Genomic DNA, 3280 nt, shown 5'->3' on the forward strand with positions numbered 1-3280 from the left:
ACCACGCCCGGGGACTTGACCCTCCCTCGATGCCGTAACCGAGACGTCACCGTAACGGTGAACGTCCAGGAAAGTGATCACTCGGCGGAGCTAGCGGACGAGCGCCGATGGTATATCCTTCTCTTCGCGTATATACAGCGGTTGACAGGAGGCGCTCATGGCAAAGACGGTGATCGACCTGGACGAGCAAGCGCTGGCGCTGGCTATGGCTCACTACGGAACCGCGGTGAAGAAGGAGGCGGTGAACCGCGCCCTCCGGGACGCTGCCGGCCGCCGCGAGCAAGAGACCGAGGACCTGGCCGACTGGATCCAGGAGGTTGGCAAGCGTTTGGCCGAGGTGGACCCTCGCACGAACGCTTGGCGGCAGTGAGCTACCTCCTCGACACCTCGGCGTGGGTGCTGGGCGGGCAAAACCGAACGGTCGCTGACAGGCTGGCCGCCGAGATCCGGTCGGGCGCACTGGGGCTTTGCACGATCACCGCACTGGAGGTTCTCTACACGGCTCGGGACACCCGGGAGTACGAGTCAACGCTCGACGGCCTCCGGCGTCTGCCGTGGTACGACCTACGCGATCCCCGGGCAGCAGTCGTCGTGCAGCACCGACTGGCGCGGCGCGGCCAGCACCGGACGTCGTTGCCGGACGTCGTCATCGCTGCGACCGCGGCCGAGCACGGGCTCACCGTTCTGCACTACGACAGCGACTACGAACGGCTGGCCGAGGTGAGCGGTACCCGGCATGAGTGGGTAGCGCCGCGAGGCGGCGGCCACGCACCGCAAGCGTAGAGGGCAAGTGTCAACGGTCGAGACCATGTTCCTTTCGATCAGCGTCTCTGGACAACCTTCGTGACAGCAGCGGTGAGCTTGTCGATGGACCGCTCGACCCGGTGCAGGCTGCCGACCGCCCTCGCGCTCTGATGACGGAACTCTTCGAAGGACACCGCATAAGTCAGCGGATCAGTAGGACCGAAGGGGCCGACGCAGGTCACTGTCACCTGTGTGATCGGCGGAGCGGTGTCCTCCTCGAAGTAGTTAAACGAGACTCCTAGGTTCCACGTCATGCTCCGCCCAGGCGGCAGGTAGGAAATTCCCTGCGCCAGGGCCAGAAAGGGGCCTTGTTCGCTTCCCAGCCTCTTCGGCAGGGGCGGGTCGAACTGGACTTGCACGTTCCGCGCCATGGTCTGGCCGAGGTTACGAGCGACCACCTGTAGAAGCTGACCTTGGGCATCGTCCGGAACGACGTCGACGACGACGTAGGGCTGCGCGGCGTCCCTGCGGGCCTGCTCCTGCAACTCGTTCTGGCGTTGGGCGGCGGCCACCTGGTCGCGAGCGGCTGCGACCTGATCGCGCGCGGCGCTCGCCTGATCTCGGGCGCTCGCTGCCTGTTCCACCGCGGCCTCGGCGGATCGACTGGCGCTGTGCGCTTGAATCTTGGCATAGCGCGCGGCGACGACGGACACGATGACGGCCGCGACGGACACCACGACGGCGACCAGGGCAATGATGGCTTCGGCGCTCACAGCACCAGGTTGGCGCACACCTGTGACGGCGGGCCGGATGCCTACTCGAAGAAGTCTTCGTCGATCTCGACGAGGCGGTAGGTGTGCTTCGTCTGGACGCCCACGCCGTAGCGGATCATCAGGCGGGCCAGTCGCTCACCGTCGATGAGGATCACGCGAGCGTTGATTCCCTTGGCGTACTCCTCGGCGCCGGCGGAGAAGCGGCTGGTCGTGATGAAGATGCCGCGGGTGGCGTGCTGCCCGTGCAGCGCGCCGACGAAAGCCTGGATCGTCTCGCGCCCGACGGTGTTATCCGCGGCGTAGCGCTTGGCCTGCACGTAGACACGGTCCAGACCGAGCGCATCCTGATCGATCACCCCGTCGACGCCGCCGTCACCCGAGCCGCCGAGCCGCTGCACGCGCTTGTCGGCGCCGCCGTAGCCCATGGCGACGAGCAGGTCGAGCACGGCCTGCTCCAGGAAGGCCGGCTCCTGAGCCCGTAGCCGTTCCAGCAACTGGACTGCGACGTCGGCGTTATACCGCGTCACTCCCTCATCGACCTGTTCAAGCGGGTCGAGGGCGCTGTCCTCTGCCTCGCCGGTCGTGCTGGCAGATGACGACGCTTTCCGGCGCCCGCGGCCGTCCGGAAACAAGACGCGCTGCGTCAGGACCGTCGGGTACTCCGCCAGCAGAGCGCGGCCACGCTCGCTGATGACGTAGCGGCCCCGGCTAGGCCGGTCGATGGCACCCGATCGGGCGAGCGCGGAGAGCGCCCAGCCGATGCGGTTGTTCGCCTTCGTCTGCCCCGAGTCGAGCACCTCGCTGCGCTGCTCCTCGGTCAGCCCGGCCCGATCCGCGGCGAGCTGGAACATCTCCCGTCGCCCCCGCTCGACACCGTCGGAGAGCACCTCCAGGACGGGGACGAGGAACCCTTCCCACACCGGCATCTCCACCGGAACGCTCACAACTTCCCCCGGAAAGCGCGGTGGTTGAGCGCCGACGCGAGTGCATCAACTTCGTGTACGTGCGCTCGACTCAATCTGAGTTGACGGCTGATGGCTTCCAGACGAACCTCAAACTCGCGCTGCAACCCGATCGGCGGAAACATGACCGGCGTCTGCTTCACGACCGACGTGCTGATCGTGTTGAGCCCTGATGTGGTGTTCGCTGATCTCAATAGATGCCGCCTGCCGGCTCTCGAATTGAGGTACGCCTCGACAAAGCTAGGCAGCAACCTCGTTCTGTCAGGGCGAACCCTAATCAAGTGATTCTGGTGCACGCAGCCCTGTACTGATCCGTCCCACATCGCGGCACGTCCGATCTCGCCCGAGTTGCCATGGCCTTCGACAAGAAGCAGGTCGCCAGCCTGAAGGAGGACTCGCGCCAGTTCGCCTTCGGTCACACCGATGTCTTTAACTTCGGACAAGTCGAGTCTGCCTCGATGGACGTTGGCCACCCGCAGGTAGGGCGCACGGAGTGGCAGGGTGTCCCGAGTCTTCGTGACTTGTAGCCCTCCCTGGATCCCTGCGGCGTCACCGAGATGGCCACGGCCGAAGCGCGTGACGTGGCCGGGATCGGCGAACATGCGATGGAAGACGGAGTCCTTCAGCTCGCCTAGCAGGCCGATTCCCTTATGGCGCATCGCACGGACGTGCTCGACGTGGTCCAAAATGTCCGCGATCCGCCGCTGCTCCTCCAGCGCCGGAGTCGGCACCTCTAGTTGTACTGCTCAGACAGGTTGGTCAAGCGGGTGATCGGTGGGCGGCGGTCAAGTCCCCGGGCGT

5 protein-coding genes are annotated in these 3280 nt (G+C 65.9%); 2 read left to right on the forward strand and 3 right to left on the reverse strand.

What is annotated here, in order from left to right; genetic code table 11:
- Window positions 1-157 precede the first annotated feature (157 nt).
- A complete protein-coding gene (locus A6V29_RS05825; protein ID WP_137159437.1) occupies window positions 158-370 on the forward strand; it encodes a type II toxin-antitoxin system VapB family antitoxin in 213 nt (70 codons plus the stop codon).
- Window positions 367-783 carry a PIN domain-containing protein gene (locus A6V29_RS05830; RefSeq protein ID WP_170977714.1) on the forward strand — a complete coding sequence of 139 codons (417 nt, stop codon included), beginning with the start codon at window positions 367-369 and terminating at the stop codon, window positions 781-783. The genes A6V29_RS05825 and A6V29_RS05830 overlap by 4 nt, the downstream gene beginning before the upstream one ends.
- A gap of 38 nt (window positions 784-821) precedes the next feature.
- Here A6V29_RS05830 and A6V29_RS05835 read toward each other — a convergent pair whose 3' ends face one another.
- The 3 genes from A6V29_RS05835 to A6V29_RS05845 are packed head-to-tail and all read right to left on the reverse strand — an operon-like array spanning window position 822 to window position 3210.
- The gene (locus A6V29_RS05835) at window positions 822-1517 is read right to left on the reverse strand and encodes a DUF8453 domain-containing protein (RefSeq protein WP_137159438.1); all 696 of its coding nucleotides are present in this window, start codon (window positions 1515-1517) and stop codon (window positions 822-824) included.
- Between the two features lie 41 nt (window positions 1518-1558).
- The gene (locus A6V29_RS05840; protein ID WP_137159441.1) at window positions 1559-2443 is read right to left on the reverse strand and encodes a restriction endonuclease; all 885 of its coding nucleotides are present in this window, start codon (window positions 2441-2443) and stop codon (window positions 1559-1561) included.
- Between the two features lie 14 nt (window positions 2444-2457).
- Entirely contained in the window at window positions 2458-3210 is a 753-nt protein-coding gene (locus A6V29_RS05845) for a restriction endonuclease subunit S (RefSeq protein WP_137159439.1), read from the reverse strand.
- Window positions 3211-3280: the final 70 nt, after the last annotated feature.

It is taken from the genome of Blastococcus sp. CCUG 61487, from assembly GCF_005222955.1.
GTDB lineage: Bacteria > Actinomycetota > Actinomycetes > Mycobacteriales > Geodermatophilaceae > Blastococcus.